The organism is Pseudomonas sp. WC2401 (assembly GCF_041200115.1).
Lineage (GTDB): Bacteria > Pseudomonadota > Gammaproteobacteria > Pseudomonadales > Pseudomonadaceae > Aquipseudomonas > Aquipseudomonas fragi.
Genome location: NZ_CP165623.1, coordinates 4,801,847 through 4,820,138, shown reverse-complemented (window position 1 = coordinate 4,820,138; position 18,292 = coordinate 4,801,847). Strand labels below are relative to the sequence as shown.

Sequence of the window (18,292 nt, the reverse complement as noted above, 5' to 3'; positions counted from 1 at the left end):
CAGTGTAATGCAAGTCGCGTGCTCGGCGTGTAGTGAACGACAGGATGTTACGGTTTTAGCTCAGGCGTTTCGCCAGCCAGGTGCCGATATCGTGAATTTCTTCTGGTAACACTTCATGGCCCATTGGGTACTCCTGCCATGTAACCGAAACACCTGCAGCCTTTAAACGCTCATAAGCCGTACGGCCCATAGCGTTTTGTACTACATCGTCGTGCTGCCCGTGCAGGCACAAGGCAGGGATTCGTTGCTGGCTGGCCGACAAGGGCAGGGTGTCGCTGAACGTCGGTGCATAGGTGGATAGGGCTATAACGCCACCCAGCGGGCCCTGCCATTTCAGGTAAGCGGTATGGAACACCACGGCGCCGCCCTGGGAAAAACCGGCAAGGAAAATCCGGTTGGCGTCGATGCCGCTCTGGCGCTGGGCTTCGATCAAGCCAATGACCATGTCGGCCGACTCTTCGAGTTCTTCTTCGCTGATCGAGCGGGCCGGGCTCATGGCCTTGATGTCATACCAGCTGGGCATGGCATAACCGCCATTGATGGTCACGGCGCGGGTCGGCGCCTGGGGCAGGACAAAGCGGGTGGTCAGCAACGATTGTTGCAGGATCTCGGCGACCGGCATGAAGTCATAGCGGTCGGCACCCAGGCCGTGGAGCCAGATAACACAGCTGTCGGCGGTCTTTTGGGGGTGGATGATCAGTGGTTGGGTCATGGCTGCTCCATCATTGTGCGTGTGCGCAAACCGGGTGCGCTACAAGTGTGCTTGATCGGCTAAAAGTTACAGATTATGTCGCGTGCTTGAACGTTTTTTCCTGCATTTCCTACTGAACTTACTTAAGCCGCAGGAGTGGTACGCGCTTTGCTATGTGGACAGGGACGTGAATGCAATCCCCTTGGGCGGTAACACTAACAGGCTACTGCCGAAGGGGGGACTGCAAAAATCCCGAGGTTGAAGTTAGACAAGGAATTCAACAGCTCAAGTGAGCGCTTCAGTTTGACGGTTCGTGCGATGCACCCATCGCTCAAGGCTTATGCCGCTTGACCCAAAAAAAAGCCGACATGGGTCAACAGTGCCTCACAAGGGGGCGGCGGGCCTTGTTCAAACACAAAAAAAGCAGCACTGGAGGTTTGAATGAAGCAGTTGAAATCCACCCTGGCCCTGGCCACCGCAGCCATTGTGTTACTCAGTGCCAGTGGTTTTGCCCACGCCGGCGCAACCCTGGACAGCGTTAAAAAGAAAGGCTTTGTGCAATGTGGCGTGAGCGACGGCTTGCCGGGTTTTTCGGTACCTGACAAGGACGGCAAGATCATGGGCATCGATGCCGATGTGTGCCGTGCAGTGGCCGCGGCCGTATTTGGCGATGCCACCAAGGTCAAGTTCAGCCAGTTGAACGCCAAGGAGCGTTTCACCGCGCTGCAATCGGGCGAAGTGGACGTGCTGTCGCGCAACACCACCTGGACCAGTTCCCGTGATGCGGGCATGGGCATGGTGTTTGCGGGCGTGACCTACTACGACGGCATCGGCTTTCTGGTCAACAACAAGCTGGGCGTAAAAAGTGCCAAGGAGCTGGATGGTGCAACCATCTGCATCCAGGCCGGTACGACTACCGAGTTGAACGTATCGGACTACTTCCGCGGCAATAATCTCAAGTACACCCCGATCACCTTCGATACGTCCGACGAAAGCGCCAAGTCGCTGGAAAGCGGCCGTTGTGATGTGTTGACCTCCGACAAGTCGCAGCTTTACGCACAGCGCAGCAAGCTGGCTAACCCGAGCGAGTATGTCGTATTGCCCGAGACCATTTCCAAGGAGCCCCTGGGCCCGGTGGTGCGCAAGGGCGATGAAGACTGGTTCAGCATTGTGAAGTGGACCCTGTTCGCCATGCTCAACGCTGAAGAAGCCGGCATCACCTCGAAAAACGTCCTGGCTGAAGCCAAGTCGACCAAAAACCCGGACGTAGCCCGCTTGCTGGGTGCTGACGGCGAATACGGCAAAGACCTGAAACTGCCAAAAGACTGGGTGGTGCAGATCGTCAGCCAGGTGGGCAACTACGGCGAAGTCTTTGAGAAAAACCTCGGCAAAAGCACTCCTCTGGCCATCGACCGCGGGCTGAACGCTTTGTGGAATAACGGCGGCATTCAATACGCACCTCCAGTGCGCTGATAGCCCTTTCACCCGGCAGGCCAACTGCCGGGTGATGTAGTCTGATCCATTGTTAGGGGCACCTCATGCATATTAAAGTCGGCGCACCCAAGCCCAGGCTCAGCCTTGGCGATCCCCGCGTGCGTGCGTGGTTGTTTCAGATCGTCACCGTCGCGCTGGTGGTCTTCCTGGGCTGGTACCTGTTCAACAATACCCAGACCAACTTGCAGCATCGCGGCATTACTTCGGGTTTTGACTTTCTTGAGCGCAGTGCCGGGTTTGGCATTGCGCAACATCTGATTGATTACACCGAGTCTGACAGTTACGCCCGGGTCTTTTTGATCGGTTTGCTCAACACCTTGCTGGTGTCTGTGATCGGTATTGTCCTGGCCACGATCCTGGGTTTTATCATCGGTGTGGCGCGTTTGTCGTCGAACTGGATGATCAGCAAGCTGGCTACGGTGTATGTCGAGGTCTTTCGCAATATCCCGCCCTTGCTGCAAATCCTGTTCTGGTACTTCGCGGTCTTCCTGACCATGCCGGGGCCACGCAACAGCCACAACTTCGCGGACACCTTCTATATGAGCAGCCGGGGCCTGAACATGCCGGCAGCTGTAGGTACAGAGGCCTTCTGGCCGTTTGTGGCCAGTGTGGTGCTGGCGATCGTGGCCGTGGTGCTGATGGTCCGCCGGGCCAACAAGCGTTTCGAAGATACCGGCGAGCCGTTCCACAAGTTCTGGGTCGGGCTGTTCCTGCTGCTGGCGATCCCGGGCCTGTGCGTATTGCTGTTCGGCACCCCGGTGCATTGGGAAATGCCACAGCTCAAGGGTTTCAACTTTGTCGGTGGCTGGGTGCTGATCCCGGAACTGCTGGCGTTGACCATTGCGTTGACGGTCTACACCGCAGCCTTTATTGCTGAAATCGTGCGATCGGGGATCAAGTCGGTCAGCCACGGCCAGACCGAAGCCGCCCGTTCGCTGGGCCTGCGCCCGGGGCCGACGTTGCGCAAGGTGATCATCCCGCAGGCGTTGCGGGTAATCATTCCGCCGTTGACCAGCCAATACCTGAACCTGGTTAAAAACTCGTCCCTGGCGGCGGGTATCGGGTACCCAGAAATGGTTTCACTGTTTGCCGGTACGGTACTCAACCAGACCGGGCAAGCGATTGAAGTCATTGCCATCACCATGAGCGTGTACCTGGCCATCAGCATCAGCATTTCGCTGCTGATGAATTGGTACAACACGCGTATTGCGCTGATCGAGCGATGAGGACGGGACTATGACCACTCATGTTTTCAAACCCGACATGCCGCCGCCGGGCAACCGCATCGGCATTGTCGCCTGGGCACGGGCCAATCTGTTCTCCAGTTGGCTCAACACCCTGCTGACCCTGTTTGCCTTTTACCTGGTCTGGCTGATCGTGCCGCCGCTGCTGAGCTGGACGATTTTCGATGCCAACTGGGTGGGTAGCACCCAGGCTGATTGCACCAAAGAGGGCGCCTGCTGGGTGTTTATCCAGCAGCGTTTTGGCCAGTTCATGTATGGCTATTACCCGCCCGAACTGCGCTGGCGCGTTGACCTGACCGTGTGGCTGGCGGTGGTGGGCGCAGCGCCGTTGTTTATCTCGCGCTTCAAGCACAAGGCAATCTATGGCCTGGGCTTTCTGGTGCTGTACCCGATCCTGGCGTACACCTTGCTGCACGGCGGTTACTGGGGCCTGGCCAACGTAGCCACCAGCCAGTGGGGCGGCCTGATGCTGACCCTGGTCATTGCCACGGTGGGTATTGCCGGTGCCTTGCCATTGGGGATCTTGCTGGCGTTGGGCCGACGTTCGGACATGCCGGCCATTCGTGTGGTGTGCGTGACCTTTATCGAGTTCTGGCGCGGTGTGCCGCTGATTACCGTGCTGTTCATGTCCTCGGTGATGTTGCCGCTGTTTCTGCCCGAGGGCATGAACTTCGACAAACTGCTGCGGGCCTTGATCGGCGTGATCCTGTTTCAGTCGGCGTATGTGGCTGAAGTGGTGCGCGGTGGTCTGCAAGCCATCCCCAAGGGGCAGTACGAGGCGGCTGCGGCAATGGGCCTGGGCTACTGGCGCAGCATGGGCCTGGTGATTTTGCCGCAGGCCCTGAAGCTGGTGATCCCCGGCATCGTCAACACCTTTATTGCCCTGTTCAAGGACACCAGCCTGGTGATCATCATCGGCTTGTTCGACCTGCTCAACAGCGTCAAGCAGGCCGCCGCCGACCCGAAATGGTTGGGCATGGCCACTGAAGGCTATGTGTTTGCAGCATTGGTGTTCTGGATTTTCTGTTTTGGTATGTCCCGCTACTCCATGCATCTGGAGCACAAGCTGGACACTGGCCACAAGCGTTAGGAGTAGTGCGACATGAGTGAAGCAATCAAAAAACCTGCAAGCGCTGAAGGCATTATCCAGATGCAGGGCGTCAACAAGTGGTACGGCCAGTTCCATGTGCTCAAGGACATCAACCTTAACGTGCAGCCGGGCGAGCGCATTGTATTGTGCGGGCCTTCGGGGTCGGGCAAGTCGACCACCATCCGCTGCATCAACCGTCTGGAAGAACACCAGCAGGGCCGCATCGTGGTGGATGGCGTGGAGTTGACCAACGACATCAAGCAGATCGAGACGGTGCGCCGTGAAGTGGGCATGGTGTTCCAGCACTTCAACCTGTTCCCGCACCTGACCATCCTGCAGAACTGCACCCTGGCACCGATGTGGGTGCGCAAGATGCCCCGGCGCAAGGCTGAAGAAATTGCCATGCATTATCTGGAGCGTGTACGGATTCCGGAGCAGGCGCACAAGTTTCCGGGGCAGTTGTCAGGTGGCCAGCAGCAGCGTGTGGCGATTGCCCGGGCGTTGTGCATGAAGCCGAAAATCATGCTGTTCGATGAACCGACATCAGCACTTGACCCGGAGATGGTCAAGGAGGTGCTGGACACCATGATCGGCCTGGCTGAAGACGGCATGACCATGCTCTGCGTGACCCACGAAATGGGCTTTGCCCGCACCGTGGCCAACCGGGTGATCTTTATGGACAAGGGTGAAATCGTCGAGGAGGCCGCCCCTAATGACTTCTTCGATAACCCGCAAAATGACCGGACCAAACTGTTCCTCAATCAGATTTTGCATTGATCGGGGTTTGTAGCCGCTGAGGAGCGAAGCGAGGCTGCGATCGACTGCGCAGCAGTCGTAAAATCAGCCATTTAAACCCGGATCACAGGTTTACGGCCGCTGCCCGCCCGATCGCAGCTTCGCTGCGCTCGTCAGCGGCTACAAAGCAAAGGTGTCAGCTTTCGCGCTGCTGTTGTTTTTGCACCAGCAGCGCGTTGATGTCTGCGCACTCGTTGATGGCTTGCAGCTCCCGGACCAGTTCAGGATGACGGTCAAGCAGACGCATCAGCACAAACAAGGGCTTAGGGGGTTCTACCTCAGCCCGCTCATAACGGCTGAAGGCATTGTGGCCGCCCCCCGAGAGCAACTGCACGGCACTTTTTTGGGTGAAGTGCAGCTTGCGTCTAATCCGTTTCATCTCTTCTGCCATCACTCGCTTGGCATCTTCGATCAGTTCGTCACCTGCCTGGGCATAGCGTTCTGCGCTGGGGGCATCGAATTCGATCTCTGCACACGCGGAGCATTCGCGCCCGGCCAGGCTATGGACCATGCGGTTCAATTGCTTGAAGTTCACATTGAAACTGCGGCCCTTGAAGGCTTGCATCGCATTGGCGGCCCCGCAGCTGTAGCAGTCATGTTTGCTCATAAGTCTTTCTCCTTGAAGGCGATGACTGGTGGCCCTCCACTGGGGCGATAGGTCACCTTGATATAAATGGCCAGACCGCATGCGTGTGCGTGGTAGACGTCCTGCCAGACCTTGTGGTCGGCGTGGGTCGACATCGATTTATACAACGCCCTGCGCTCAAGGGAGGCAATGACCCGCTGCATTTGTGCGAGGGTCAGGCCCATTGTCCGTCCGCTATCCAGTGCGCTTTTGGTGAACGCTACCGCGCCCAGCCGCTGTACATCGGCTTGAATGCACTGGAGGTTGTAGTGAGGTGTTTTCTTTTCCATAAGAGGTCGCCTCGATATGCCTTAAATTACCCTTTAAGGGTTTTTCATTCAATGATTAATAAACGTTTTTTGGGGGTTCTAAATCTGTAGTTGATTGCCTGCTTAGAGGTGTCTGGATAACATGTAGGAAAATTCATCCTATGATTGGATGAAAAGGCGGATTCAATGACAGACGCTTCTCCCATCATCAAACGCTCGTTGGTCGACCAGGCCCTTGAGCAGTTGCGCGCGCGAATAAACAACGGCACCTGGGAGGTTGGGCAGCGTTTGCCGACCGAGCCCGAGCTGGCCACGCAACTGAACATCAGCCGCAACACTGTGCGTGAGGCCATGCGCGTACTGGCATTCGCCGGGCTGATCGAGATTCGCCAGGGCGATGGCAGTTACCTGCGTGGCCGCGTCGACCCGATGGACACCCTGCGTGCGTTGTCATCCTGTTCTCTGGAGCAGGGGCGGGAGATGCGTCACATCATCGAGGTCGAAGCCGTTGGCCTGGCGGCCTTGCGCCGCACCGACGAAGACCTGCGCCTGTTGCATCAGGCGCTCGATGCCAGTGGCCAGCACTATCACGGTGAGCTCGATGCCTATATTTGCTGCGACCTGGTGTTTCACCAGCGGCTGATCGATGCCGCCCACAATCCGGCCTTGAGCGAGCTGTATCGCTACACCGCAAGCGTTGTGACTAATCATTTGCGCAAGACGATGGATGTTCACCCGCGTCGCCAAAAGGTGTTCGACCTGCACGTCGAGCTGCTGCAAGCCGTAGAACAACAAAACCCGCAACGGGCCATGGCGCTGTGCCGGACGTTGATCAATGAACCTTGAGCCGGAGCACGCCATGAGCCACCCCTCGTCAATTGCCAATGCCAGCGTCGAGCCCGTTCGTCATCTTGATGAGCTGGAAGAGTTGCTGATCGACGCCGAAGCCGACGACGAGCAAGTGCAGCACACACCACCCGTGGTGTTGCGCCCGTGGCTGCTGCTGTTGGGGCTGGTGCTGGTGGCGCTGAACTTGCGCCCGGCATTGTCGAGCATGGCGCCGTTGCTGGGTGAGGTCTCGGACAAGCTGGGCCTGTCGGCGGCGCAGGCGGGGCTGCTGACCACTTTGCCGGTACTGTGCCTGGGGTTGTTCGCACCGCTGGCGCCAATCCTGGCGCGGCGTTTCGGTACAGAGCGGGTGGTGCTGGGGATTTTGCTGACGCTGGGCGGCGGCATTGTTCTGCGCAGTTGTCTGGGTGAGGTGGGGCTGTTCGCCGGGAGCATTCTGGCGGGGGCCAGTATTGGCGTTATCGGTGTGTTGTTGCCGGGTATCATCAAGCGTGACTTCGCCGGGCATGCGGGAACCATGACCGGGGTCTACACAATGGCCTTGTGCCTGGGAGCGGCGCTGGCAGCGGGGGCCACGGTGCCACTTAGCGAGTCGCTTGGGCAGAGCTGGGCAATGGGGTTGGGGTTCTGGGCCTTGCCCGCATTGCTGGCGATGATGTTCTGGCTGCCGCAAGTGGGCAAGCGCCAGGGCACACACAATGTGGCTTATCGCGTGCGCGGCTTGTTGCGCGATCCGCTGGCCTGGCAAGTGACGCTGTATATGGGTCTGCAATCCTCGTTGTCCTACATTGTGTTTGGCTGGTTGCCTTCAATTCTTATTGGTCGTGGCCTGACACCGACCCAGGCAGGGCTGGTGATGTCGGGTTCGGTGATCGTGCAATTGATCACGGCGTTGACGGCGCCCTGGCTGGCTACGCGGGGCAAGGATCAACGGCTGGCCATTGTGCTGGTCATGGGCATGACCCTGGCCGGGCTGTTTGGCTGCCTTTATGCACCCATCGACGGCTTGTGGGGCTGGGCGATCGTGCTGGGCCTGGGGCAGGGCGGCACGTTCAGCCTGGCCTTGACCTTGATCGTGCTGCGTTCGCGTGATGCCCATGTTGCGGCCAACCTGTCAGGCATGGCCCAGGGCATTGGTTATACCGTGGCGTCGATGGGCCCGCTGGCCGTAGGGGTGGTGCATGAAGTGACCGGTGGCTGGAGTGCATTGGGCTGGATTTTTGCCGTTATCGGCCTGGGCGCGATCATCGCCGGGCTGGGTGCCGGGCGCTCGTTGTATGTGAATGTGCAAAGCGAGAAAGTCTGAGGCCATAGTGTTTCTGCTCATGGCAGATTATCGTGCTCGCATTACTGACCCGCACGGAGCCTGCCATGAGCCAGGACCATCAAGCATTGATCACTCGTTTCTACCAGGCCTTCCAGCGGCTTGATGCCCAGGCAATGGCTGATTGCTACACCACCGACGTGGTGTTCAGCGACCCGGTGTTTGGCGAACTGCGTGGCCAAAACGCTGCCGATATGTGGCGCATGCTGACCTCGCGGGCCAAGGACTTCAGCCTCACCTTCGATCAGGTTCAGGCCGACAGCCAGCGCGGCAGCGCGCACTGGGTGGCCACCTATGTGTTTGGCCAGACCGGGGCCACGGTGGTCAATGATATCCAGGCGCGCTTTGTATTTCGTGATGGCAAGATTTGCGAGCATCACGATCACTTCGACCTGTGGCGCTGGTCGCGTCAGGCGCTGGGCCTCAAGGGTTTGCTGCTGGGGTGGACACCGCTGGTGCAGAACGCCATCCGGGCACAGGCCCAAAAAGGGCTCAAGGCCTTTCAGGGCAGCCGCTGAAAGTGAGCGGGAAACCTTGGTTTGTGTATCTTGTGCGGGCCGCCAATGGCTCTTTGTATTGCGGTATCAGCGATGACCCGGTGCGCCGTTTTGCCAAGCATCAAACCGGCAAGGGCGCGCGTTTTTTTGCTTCAAGCCCGGCAGTGGCGCTGGTGTATGTGGAGTCCTGGCCGGACAAGGGTGAAGCCCTGCGCCAGGAGCGCCTGATCAAGAAGCTCAGGAAGAGTGCCAAGGAGTGTCTGGTGCAGAGCCAGGCTGGAGATTTTTTGCCCTCACCCCAACCCTCTCCCTGAGGGAGAGGGAGCTGACTGCACGCGGCCTTGAGAACAGGGACAATCAGTTCCCTCTCCCTGAGGGAGAGGGAGCTGACTGCACGCGGCCTTGAGAACACCGAAAATCAGTTCCCTCTCCCTTTGGGAGAGGGCTAGGGTGAGGGGCTCTTGAGCTCTACTTCAACGCCGCCAATATCGCATCGGGCTTGAAATCGCGAATCAGCGTGCCGTTCACATCCAGTATCGGAATGCCACGCCCGCCCAACGCCTCGTAGGCCTGACGGGCGCTGGCGTCCTTGTCGATATCGAATTCCTTGAACGGAATGCCTTTTTCATCCAGAAACCGCCGCGTCGCCTTGCAGTAGCCACACCACTCGGTGGAGTACAGCACCACCCGGGCACTGGCCCGGGTTTGCTCGGACACGACCCCTGAAGGGTTGAGCACGCGCTCGATCTTGCCCCAGTTCTGGAAAATGACCACGACCACCAGAACAAACAGGACTTTCTTCAGGATCCCGTTGAACATTACTTGCTGCGCTTGAGCTGGTCGAGCAGTTGGGTCGGCAGGCCCTTGATCACCAGCGTGCCGGCTTCTTCGTCGAATTCCACCTTGGAGCCCAGCAGGTGGGCTTCAAAGCTGATAGACAGCCCCTCAGCACGCCCGGTGAAGCGACGGAACTGGTTGAGGGTGCGTTTGTCCGCCGGAATCTCCGGCGACAGGCCGTAGTCCTTGTTGCGGATATGGTCGTAGAAGGCCTTGGGGCGTTCTTCGTCGATCAGCTCGGACAACTCTTCGAGGCCCATCGGTTCGCCGATTTTTGCCTGGCTGCTGGCATAGTCGACCAGGGTCTTGGTTTTTTCCCGGGCGGACTCTTCCGGCAGGTCTTCGCTCTCTACGAAGTCGCTGAAGGCCTTGAGCAGGGTGCGGGTTTCGCCCGGGCCGTCGACGCCTTCCTGGCAGCCGATAAAGTCGCGGAAGTATTCCGAAACTTTTTTGCCGTTCTTGCCTTTGATAAACGAAATGTACTGCTTGGACTGCTTGTTGTTCTGCCACTCGGAGATATTGATCCGCGCAGCCAGGTGCAGCTGGCCAAGGTCCAGGTGGCGCGACGGGGTCACGTCCAGCTCCGAGGTCACCGCCACGCCTTCGCTGTGGTGCAGCAGGGCGATGGCCAGGTAGTCGGTCATGCCTTGCTGGTAATGAGCAAACAGCACATGACCGCCGGCCGAGAGGTTGGACTCTTCCATCAGCTTTTGCAGATGCTCGACGGCCACGCGGCTGAAGGCGGTGAAGTCTTTACCGCCATCGAGGTATTCCTTGAGCCAGCCGCTGAACGGGTGCGCACCGGACTCGGCATGGAAAAACCCCCAGGCTTTGCCTTGCTTGGCGTTATAGCTTTCGTTCAGGTCTGCGAGCATGTTCTCGATGGCTTGGGACTCGGCCAGTTCGGAGTCACGGGCATGGAGAACAGCGGGCGTACCGTCGGGTTTTTTGTCAATCAAATGGACGATGCAATGACGGATCGGCATGGGCTTCTCGGTGTGTAATGAGAGGGCAGGGCACTCACCCCGCAAAGGCGCCAAGTGTACCGCACCTGAGCCCCGGGTCGCAGTTTGGGGGGCTGGAGGGCGCCCTGGAGCGGTTTTTTACGGTTTTAAGGCGATAAAGCTGACCAAAAGCCCAGGTAGAGGCGGATATTTACCCGTCTCTGTGCTAGTTTTGCCCGGTCTTGCGCTCGGAAACGGCGCAAAGCGTGCATTCAGCATGTGTCAGGTCGAACCAAACCCCGTTTTAGCTATCTACATCCGCGATTCGTCGTGAAAGCTGGCGGGTGTGCCAGACCCTTGAGATCTGGCTCGATGGCTGACATTGCACTCTGCAAACCAAATGAATTTGATAGGGAAGGAACATCTCAATGGCTATTACTAAAGACCAACTGATCGCCGATATCGCTGAAGCTATCGACGCGCCGAAAACTACCGCGCGTAACGCTCTGGACCAACTGGCCCAGATCGTTGCTGATCAATTGGAAAATGGCGGCGAAATCACTCTGCCAGGTATTGGCAAACTGAAAGTGACTGAGCGTCCTGCCCGTACTGGCCGTAACCCTTCGACTGGCGCAGCCATCGAAATCGCAGCCAAAAAAGTTATCAAGCTCGTTGTGGCCAAAGGCCTGACTGACGCTGTTAACAAGTAAGACTGCTGTAAAAAAGCCGCGCTTGGGATCACTCCGAAGCGCGGCTTTTTTATGGGCGCTATTCCTGTAGCAGCTGCCGCAGGAACGAGGCTGCGTTCGGCGGCGAAGCCGTCGTAGATCCGGGCCCCCCGGTTTTCCTGAAAAACGGGGGCAGCTGAATCTACGACGGCTTCGCCGCCGAACGCAGCCTCGCGCAGCTCGACAGCTGCTACGAGGTTTTGCGTATTTACACGCTTACTTCCAGTTCTTCTCGCGCCACAGCTGTTGCTGCTCTTTGTCATGGAATGTCCAGGCGACAAAGCGGCTTTGCTTGTTGCCTTGTGACATGTCGACCACCTGGCTTTCGCGCACGCCGGCTTTTTTCAGTGCAGTCTGGATCGCCGGCAAGTTGGACGCCTTGGACACCAGCACGCTGAACCACAGCACCTGACGGCCCACTTGCACGCTTTCACGAATCAGTTGGGTCACAAAGCGCTGCTCGCCACCTTCGCACCACAATTCAGCAGCCTGACCGCCAAAGTTCAGTACCGGCAGTTTGCGCTTGGGATCAGCCTTGCCCAGTGCACGCCATTTACGCTCGCTGCCGCGCGTGGCTTCGTCGATAGACGCATGAAACGGCGGGTTGCACATGCTCAGGTCAAAACGCTCGGCGCTGTCCAGCACGTCCAGCAGGATCTTCTTCTGATCGGGTTGCAGGCGCAGGCTGATGGCTTTGTTCAGGCCGTTGGACTGCACGATCGCCTTGGCCGCTTTAACGGCAGTAGGGTCAACTTCGGTGCCCAGGAACTGCCAGCGGTATTCGCTGTGACCAATCAGCGGGTACACGCAGTTTGCACCCATGCCGATGTCCAGCACGCGCACGCTCGGGCCACGCGGGATGACGCCATCGTTCATGGTTGCCAGCAGGTCGGCCAGAAAGTGCACATAGTCAGCGCGACCGGGCACAGGCGGGCACAGGTAGTCAGCCGGAATGTCCCAGTGGGCGATACCGTAGAACGCCTTGAGCAACGCGCGGTTGAACACGCGCACGGCATCCGGGTTGGCGAAGTCGATGCTCTCTTTGCCATACGGGTTGATGATGACGAACTCGGCCAGCTCCGGGCACACCGAAATCAGCTGCGGGAAGTCATAGCGGCCCTGGTGGCGGTTGCGCGGGTGCAGGCTGGGCTTGACGCGCGGCTCGACCGGTTTGGCATCGCTGGCAGCCTTGGGCTTGTGGCGTGTGGCTTTGGAAGTGCGAGGGGTAGTCATGTTCAATTCATTCCACAAAAGCAATCGCGGGCAAGCCCGCTCCTGCAGAGTTAAAACCCTGCGGGAGCGGCCTTGCCCGCGATCAGGTGCGCAGCGTTTTTACAGGCTGGAAATCCGCGCGTGCTGGTCTGCCAGTTTGCTCAAGGCCTGTTCGGCTTCGGCCAACTTGGCACGTTCTTTCTCGATGACTTCGGCCGGAGCCTTGTCAACGAACGCGGCATTCGACAATTTGCCGCCTACTCGCGCCACTTCGCCGTTCAGGCGCTGGATTTCCTTGTCCAGACGCGCCAGCTCTGCATCTTTGTCGATCAGGCCGGCCATCGGCACCAGCACTTCCATCTCGCCAACCAGAGCGGTGGCAGACAGAGGGGCTTCGGCACCGTCTTGCAGCACGGTGATCGATTCGAGTTTAGCCAGCTTTTTGAGCAAAGCATCGTTCTCGGTCAAACGGCGCTGGTCTTCGCTGCTGACGTTTTTCAGGTACAGCTGCAACGGCTTGCCCGGGCCTATGTTCATTTCGCCACGGATGTTGCGCGTGCCGAGCATCAGGCCCTTGAGCCATTCGATATCGTCTTCGGCGGCCTGGTCGATGCGCGCTTCGTTCGGTACCGGCCACGGCTGCAGCATGATGGTCTTGCCTTCAACGCCGGCCAGCGGCGCGATGCGCTGCCAGATTTCTTCGGTGATGAACGGCATGAACGGATGCGCCAGGCGCAGGGCCACTTCCAGTACACGCACCAGCGTGCGGCGGGTGCCGCGCTGACGCTCTACCGGGGCGTTTTCGTCCCACAACACAGGCTTGGACAGCTCCAGGTACCAGTCGCAGTACTGGTTCCAGATGAACTCGTACAGCGCTTGTGCCGCCAGGTCAAAACGGAACTGGTCGAGGTGACGGGTCACTTCGGCTTCGGTGCGTTGCAACTGCGAGATGATCCAGCGGTCAGCCAGGGACAGTTCGTAGGCTTCGCCGTTCTGGCCGCAGTCTTCGCCCTTGTCCAGCACATAGCGTGCGGCGTTCCAGATCTTGTTGCAGAAGTTGCGATAGCCTTCGACGCGGCCCATGTCGAACTTGATGTCACGACCGGTGGACGCCAGCGAGCAGAACGTGAAGCGCAGGGCGTCGGTGCCGTAGCTGGCGATGCCGTCGGCGAATTCGTCGCGGGTCTGCTTCTCGATTTTCTTCAGCAGTTTTGGCTGCATCAGGCCGGTGGTGCGTTTGGCCACCAGGTCTTCGAGTTCGATACCGTCGATGATGTCCAGCGGGTCCAGGACGTTGCCCTTGGACTTGGACATCTTCTGGCCCTGACCGTCACGTACCAGACCGTGTACATACACGGTCTTGAACGGAACTTGCGGGGTGCCGTCTTCGTTTTTCACCAGATGCATGGTGAGCATGATCATCCGGGCAACCCAGAAGAAAATGATGTCGAAGCCGGTAACCAGCACGTCAGTGGAGTGGAAGGTTTTCAGTGCTTCGGTTTTTTCCGGCCAGCCCAGGGTGGAGAACGTCCACAGACCCGAACTGAACCAGGTGTCGAGCACGTCGTTGTCCTGTTGCAGCGCAACGTCCGGGCCCAGGTTGTGCTTGGCGCGGACTTCGGCTTCGTCGCGGCCTACATAGACCTTGCCCGATTCGTCGTACCAGGCCGGAATGCGGTGGCCCCACCACAGCTGACGGCTGATGCACCAGTCCTGGATGTCGCGCATCCACGAGAAGTACATGTTTTCGTACTGTTTAGGCACGAACGCGATGCGGCCGTCTTCAACCGCAGCAATGGCAGGTTCTGCCAGAGGCTTGGTCGATACATACCACTGGTCGGTCAGCCACGGCTCGATCACGGTGCCGGAACGGTCGCCTTTAGGTACTTTCAGGGCGTGATCGTCAACGCTGACCAGCAGGCCGGCTTCGTCGAAATCAGCAACGATTTGCTTGCGCGCCTCGAAGCGGTCCAGGCCTGCGTACTTGGCTGGCAGGGTGCCGTCGATGGACTCGTTCAACGTGCCGTCGAGGTTGAACACCTGGGCTGCAGGCAGCACCGCGGCGTTTTTGTCGAAGATGTTGAGCAGCGGCAGGTTGTGGCGCTTGCCGACTTCGTAGTCGTTGAAATCGTGGGCCGGGGTGATTTTCACGCAGCCGGTGCCGAATTCAGGGTCGCAGTAGTCGTCCGCGATGATCGGGATGCGGCGGCCCACCAGTGGCAGCTCGACGAATTTGCCGATCAGGGCCTTGTAGCGCTCGTCTTCCGGGTTAACGGCTACGGCGGCGTCACCGAGCATGGTTTCCGGACGAGTGGTGGCAACCACCAGGTAGTCCAGGCCTTCGGCGGTTTTGGCGCCGTCTGCCAGCGGGTAGCGCAGGTTCCACAGGAAACCTTTCTCGTCGTGGTTTTCCACTTCAAGGTCGGAAATTGCGGTGTGCAGCTTGGTGTCCCAGTTGACCAGGCGCTTGCCACGGTAGATCAGGCCGTCTTCGTGCAGGCGCACAAAAGCTTCTTTCACGGCTTCGGACAGGCCATCGTCCATGGTGAAGCGCTCGCGGCTCCAGTCTACGGACGAGCCAAGGCGACGGATCTGACGGCTGATATTGCCACCGGACTGGTCTTTCCACTCCCAGATCTTGTCGAGGAATTTTTCGCGACCCAGGTCGTGGCGGTTCAGACCCTGTGCTTCGATCTGACGCTCAACCAGCATCTGGGTGGCGATACCGGCGTGGTCGGTACCCGGCTGCCACAGGGTGTTGCGACCCTGCATGCGGCGGAAACGGATCAGGGCGTCCATGATCGCGTTGTTGAAACCGTGCCCCATGTGCAGGCTGCCGGTGACGTTCGGCGGCGGGATCATGATGGTGTACGGGTCGCCCGCGCCTTGCGGGGCAAAATAATTCTCTTCTTCCCAGGTTTTGTACCAGGAAGTTTCAATGGCGTGCGGCTGGTAGGTCTTATCCATGCGCGGCGGGACCCTATTGGCATTAATTCAGGAAAGCCGACAAGTATAGCGGGGTGGGACTGCGCGGGGAACCTATTGCTGTTGTGGGAGCGGGCTTGCTCGCGATACGGGCAACGCGGTGCATCTGGTTCATCAAGGCGCTGCAATCGCGAGCAAGCCCGCTCCCGCAGGGTCAGCTTTGATGCTGTGCGAGCAACCGCTCCATATGGGCATCGAGGCGGCGCTTGATCTCGGTTTCAATATGCGGGGCGAAGTCGTTGATCACGTCCTGCATGATGGCCTGGGCCGCGGTGCGCAGCTCTCTGTCCAGATGTACCAGCAGGGCGTCGGGAGCTTTTTCTGCCACGGGTGCAGGGGCGATGCCGACCAGCGGTATTTGCGCAGGCTCGGGTTCTTCGCTGATGACTTCGGACAACAGCGGTATCTGCGTGTCTTCGCCGCCCACCATCTCCGTCAGCAGCGGCGGTTGCAGGCCCTCATCGCCAAGCAGCTTGCGAATGGACTCAAGGTCATCAAGCAGGTGTGCAGCTTTTTGCGGCGAATTGGAAGTGTCCATCGTGGGCTCAGAGTCGTTGCAGCTTGTGGTCTTGCAGAGGATAGCCCTGTTCGCGGTAGAAGCGGAAACTCTCCCGCGCGGCCAGCCGCACGGCAGGGTCTTCGACCACGACTTCGGCCACACGGGCGAAGCGTTTGAAAAATTCGGGGACCTTGAGGTCCAGGTTGATCAGCAAGTCCTGATGGCTTGCGGGTGCATCGGTACAGCCCATGACGACGACGCCATCGGGTTGGTCTTCAGTGTTGCTGTGGGGCACGAAACTTTCGCCCTTGAAGCGCCACAGGCGTTCATCCAGGTCCTGGCGCTGGGCGTTGTCAGTGCAGTGCAGGTACACGCGATGGCCCAGGCGCCAGGCCTTTTCGGTGAGCTTGCAGGCAAAATCCAGCCGCGCAGACGGCTCGGCGCTGGGCAGGATATAAAAGTCGATCTTGGTGAGCTCTGTATCGGGTGCTGGGGTCATTGCGGTTCCTGAATCGGGACTGCGCCGCCGTCAGACGGCGCAGCCTTCGATTGTCAGTTTCAAGCGTTGGCGCGATCGAGCAGGTACTGGGTCAGCAGGGGCACAGGGCGGCCACTGGCGCCCTTGTCCTTGCCGCCGCTGACCCATGCGGTGCCGGCGATGTCCAGATGCGCCCAGTGGTAGGCCTTGGCGAAACGCGACAGGAAGCAGCCAGCAGTGATGGCGCCGCCTTTAGGCCCGCCAATGTTGGCCATGTCGGCGAACGGGCTGTCCAGTTGCTCCTGGTATTCGTCGAACAATGGCAGCTGCCAGGCGCGGTCGTCGGCTTGCTTGCCGGCTTCCAGCAACTGGTTGATCAACTCGTCGTTGTTACCCATCAGGCCCGAGGTGTGGGCACCCAGGGCAACCATGCAGGCACCGGTCAGGGTGGCGATGTCGATTACGGCCTGAGGCTTGAAGCGCTCGGCGTAGGTCAGGGCATCGCACAGCACCAGGCGACCTTCGGCGTCGGTGTTGAGGATTTCGACCGTCTGGCCGCTCATGGTGGTGACGATATCGCCCGGACGGGCCGCGCCGCCGCTTGGCATGTTTTCGGCGCAGGCCAGGATGCACACCAGGTTGATCGGCAGTTTCAGCTCGAGTACGGCGCGCAGGGTGCCGAACACGCTGGCCGCACCGCCCATGTCGTACTTCATTTCATCCATGCCGGCGCCCGGCTTGAGGCTGATGCCACCAGTGTCGAAGGTGATGCCCTTGCCGACCAGCACGAACGGTTTTTCGGATTTCTTGCCGCCGGCGTAGTTCATCACGATCAGGCGTGGCGGCTGGTCGCTGCCCTGGCCCACGGCGTAGAACGCGCCCATGCCCAGATCCTTGATTTTCTTCTCGTCAAGAATCTCGACCTTCAGGCCCTTGAATTCCTTGCCCAGGTCCTTGGCCTGCTCGGCCAGGAAGACCGGGTGGCAGATGTTCGGCGGCAGGTTGCCCAGGTCACGGGTGAATGCCATGCCCGCAGCGATGGCCTGGGCGTGGGTCACTGCGCGTTGAACTTCAGCCTGGGCGGCCTTGATGGTCAGCAGGGTGATTTTTTTCAGGGCGCGAGGTTCGGCTTTCTGGCTTTTGAAGCGGTCGAAGCTGTATTCGCCGTCGATCAGGGTTTCGGCCAGCAGGCGGGTCTTGCTGTAGCTGTCGCGACCCTTGACCACCAGTTCGTCCAGTGCCAGCACGGCATCGCTGCCGCCCAGGCCCTTGAGCACGCTCAGGGCGGCGCTGATGATTTTACGGAACGGGCGGTCACCCAGTTCTTCATCCTTGCCGGTGCCCAGCAGCAGCACGCGTTCGGCCTTGAGGTTGGGCAGGCTGTGCAGCAGCAGGCTCTGGCCGGTCTTGCCGGCAAGATCGCCGCGCTTGAGTACAGCGCTGATGGCGCCGCCCGTCAGCTCATCGATGGCTTTGGCGCTGGCGCCCAACTTGCGGCCTTCGCCGATGGCGACCACCAGGGTGGCGGTTTTCAACGTTTCCGGGCTAACGCTTTTTACAACCAGTTCCATGTCGGGGTCCCTGAATCAAATGGTCAACATGCGCACAAACAGTACTGTTCGTTTGCCAGATAGAAGAAGCGCTTCACCTGTGTTCAAGGCGGGCGTCAAGGCGGGCAGTTTGAACCCCGTCGCAGGAGCCTGACAACCCCGCTATAACTACAACTTGGCA

At 59.3% G+C, this 18,292-nt stretch carries 19 protein-coding genes; 9 read left to right on the top strand and 10 right to left on the bottom strand.

What is annotated here, in order from left to right:
• Positions 1-55 precede the first annotated feature (55 nt).
• Complete coding sequence (locus AB3G35_RS22125; RefSeq protein WP_016781875.1) at positions 56-712, bottom strand: alpha/beta hydrolase; 657 nt, start codon at positions 710-712, stop codon at positions 56-58.
• 420 nt (positions 713-1,132) lie between these two features.
• On the opposite strand from AB3G35_RS22125, the gene AB3G35_RS22120 reads away from it, so the two are divergent.
• The 4 genes from AB3G35_RS22120 to AB3G35_RS22105 all read left to right on the top strand — a co-directional run bounded on the left by AB3G35_RS22120 (position 1,133) and on the right by AB3G35_RS22105 (position 5,296).
• Entirely contained in the window at positions 1,133-2,164 is a 1,032-nt protein-coding gene (locus tag AB3G35_RS22120) for an amino acid ABC transporter substrate-binding protein (RefSeq protein ID WP_095028931.1), read from the top strand.
• A gap of 65 nt (positions 2,165-2,229) precedes the next feature.
• Complete coding sequence (locus AB3G35_RS22115; RefSeq protein ID WP_016781877.1) at positions 2,230-3,411, top strand: amino acid ABC transporter permease; 1,182 nt, start codon at positions 2,230-2,232, stop codon at positions 3,409-3,411.
• A 10-nt stretch (positions 3,412-3,421) separates the two neighbouring features.
• Positions 3,422-4,519 (top strand): amino acid ABC transporter permease, encoded by a 1,098-nt coding sequence (locus AB3G35_RS22110; RefSeq protein WP_016781878.1) that lies wholly within the window; start codon positions 3,422-3,424, stop codon positions 4,517-4,519.
• 12 nt (positions 4,520-4,531) lie between these two features.
• Positions 4,532-5,296, top strand: a complete 765-nt coding sequence (locus AB3G35_RS22105) for an amino acid ABC transporter ATP-binding protein (protein WP_016781879.1) — start codon at positions 4,532-4,534, stop codon at positions 5,294-5,296.
• 154 nt (positions 5,297-5,450) lie between these two features.
• Here AB3G35_RS22105 and AB3G35_RS22100 read toward each other — a convergent pair whose 3' ends face one another.
• Both AB3G35_RS22100 and AB3G35_RS22095 read right to left on the bottom strand, forming a co-directional pair.
• Positions 5,451-5,921 carry a type II toxin-antitoxin system MqsA family antitoxin gene (locus AB3G35_RS22100; protein WP_106115765.1) on the bottom strand — a complete coding sequence of 157 codons (471 nt, stop codon included), beginning with the start codon at positions 5,919-5,921 and terminating at the stop codon, positions 5,451-5,453.
• Positions 5,918-6,229 carry a type II toxin-antitoxin system MqsR family toxin gene (locus AB3G35_RS22095; RefSeq protein ID WP_086798595.1) on the bottom strand — a complete coding sequence of 104 codons (312 nt, stop codon included), beginning with the start codon at positions 6,227-6,229 and terminating at the stop codon, positions 5,918-5,920. The genes AB3G35_RS22100 and AB3G35_RS22095 overlap by 4 nt, the downstream gene beginning before the upstream one ends.
• Before the next feature lie 165 nt (positions 6,230-6,394).
• Here AB3G35_RS22095 and AB3G35_RS22090 point away from each other — a divergent pair, with 165 nt between their 5' ends.
• The 4 genes from AB3G35_RS22090 to AB3G35_RS22075 all read left to right on the top strand — a co-directional run bounded on the left by AB3G35_RS22090 (position 6,395) and on the right by AB3G35_RS22075 (position 9,192).
• Positions 6,395-7,054, top strand: coding sequence for a FadR/GntR family transcriptional regulator (locus tag AB3G35_RS22090; protein WP_016781882.1), 660 nt, complete (start codon positions 6,395-6,397; stop codon positions 7,052-7,054).
• Positions 7,044-8,363, top strand: a complete 1,320-nt coding sequence (locus tag AB3G35_RS22085; protein WP_134049674.1) for a CynX/NimT family MFS transporter — start codon at positions 7,044-7,046, stop codon at positions 8,361-8,363. The genes AB3G35_RS22090 and AB3G35_RS22085 overlap by 11 nt, the downstream gene beginning before the upstream one ends.
• A gap of 65 nt (positions 8,364-8,428) precedes the next feature.
• Entirely contained in the window at positions 8,429-8,899 is a 471-nt protein-coding gene (locus tag AB3G35_RS22080; protein ID WP_169909309.1) for a nuclear transport factor 2 family protein, read from the top strand.
• Positions 8,896-9,192: a GIY-YIG nuclease family protein gene (locus AB3G35_RS22075; RefSeq protein ID WP_369782766.1), complete on the top strand. Its 297-nt coding sequence runs from the start codon at positions 8,896-8,898 to the stop codon at positions 9,190-9,192. The genes AB3G35_RS22080 and AB3G35_RS22075 overlap by 4 nt, the downstream gene beginning before the upstream one ends.
• 154 nt (positions 9,193-9,346) lie before the next feature.
• Here the strand turns inward: AB3G35_RS22075 and AB3G35_RS22070 are convergent, their stop codons facing one another.
• Positions 9,347-9,697: a glutaredoxin family protein gene (locus AB3G35_RS22070; RefSeq protein ID WP_106115762.1), complete on the bottom strand. Its 351-nt coding sequence runs from the start codon at positions 9,695-9,697 to the stop codon at positions 9,347-9,349.
• Positions 9,697-10,701 (bottom strand): nucleoid-associated protein YejK, encoded by a 1,005-nt coding sequence (gene yejK, locus AB3G35_RS22065; protein ID WP_016781887.1) that lies wholly within the window; start codon positions 10,699-10,701, stop codon positions 9,697-9,699. Before yejK ends, AB3G35_RS22070 begins: the two co-directional genes overlap by 1 nt.
• A 386-nt stretch (positions 10,702-11,087) precedes the next feature.
• On the opposite strand from yejK, the gene AB3G35_RS22060 reads away from it, so the two are divergent.
• Positions 11,088-11,369, top strand: a complete 282-nt coding sequence (locus tag AB3G35_RS22060) for an HU family DNA-binding protein (RefSeq protein ID WP_003440137.1) — start codon at positions 11,088-11,090, stop codon at positions 11,367-11,369.
• A gap of 234 nt (positions 11,370-11,603) precedes the next feature.
• Here AB3G35_RS22060 and rlmF read toward each other — a convergent pair whose 3' ends face one another.
• From rlmF to AB3G35_RS22035, 5 genes are all read right to left on the bottom strand, one after another.
• Positions 11,604-12,620 (bottom strand): 23S rRNA (adenine(1618)-N(6))-methyltransferase RlmF, encoded by a 1,017-nt coding sequence (gene rlmF / locus AB3G35_RS22055; protein WP_369782141.1) that lies wholly within the window; start codon positions 12,618-12,620, stop codon positions 11,604-11,606.
• Positions 12,621-12,719: 99 nt separating this feature from the next.
• Positions 12,720-15,566: a valine--tRNA ligase gene (locus AB3G35_RS22050; protein WP_016781889.1), complete on the bottom strand. Its 2,847-nt coding sequence runs from the start codon at positions 15,564-15,566 to the stop codon at positions 12,720-12,722.
• A 172-nt stretch (positions 15,567-15,738) separates the two neighbouring features.
• The gene (locus AB3G35_RS22045) at positions 15,739-16,122 is read right to left on the bottom strand and encodes a hypothetical protein (RefSeq protein ID WP_016781890.1); all 384 of its coding nucleotides are present in this window, start codon (positions 16,120-16,122) and stop codon (positions 15,739-15,741) included.
• 7 nt (positions 16,123-16,129) lie between these two features.
• Positions 16,130-16,582: a DNA polymerase III subunit chi gene (locus AB3G35_RS22040; RefSeq protein WP_016781891.1), complete on the bottom strand. Its 453-nt coding sequence runs from the start codon at positions 16,580-16,582 to the stop codon at positions 16,130-16,132.
• 59 nt (positions 16,583-16,641) lie between these two features.
• Positions 16,642-18,132 (bottom strand): leucyl aminopeptidase, encoded by a 1,491-nt coding sequence (locus AB3G35_RS22035; protein WP_016781892.1) that lies wholly within the window; start codon positions 18,130-18,132, stop codon positions 16,642-16,644.
• Between the last annotated feature and the right edge of the window lie 160 nt (positions 18,133-18,292).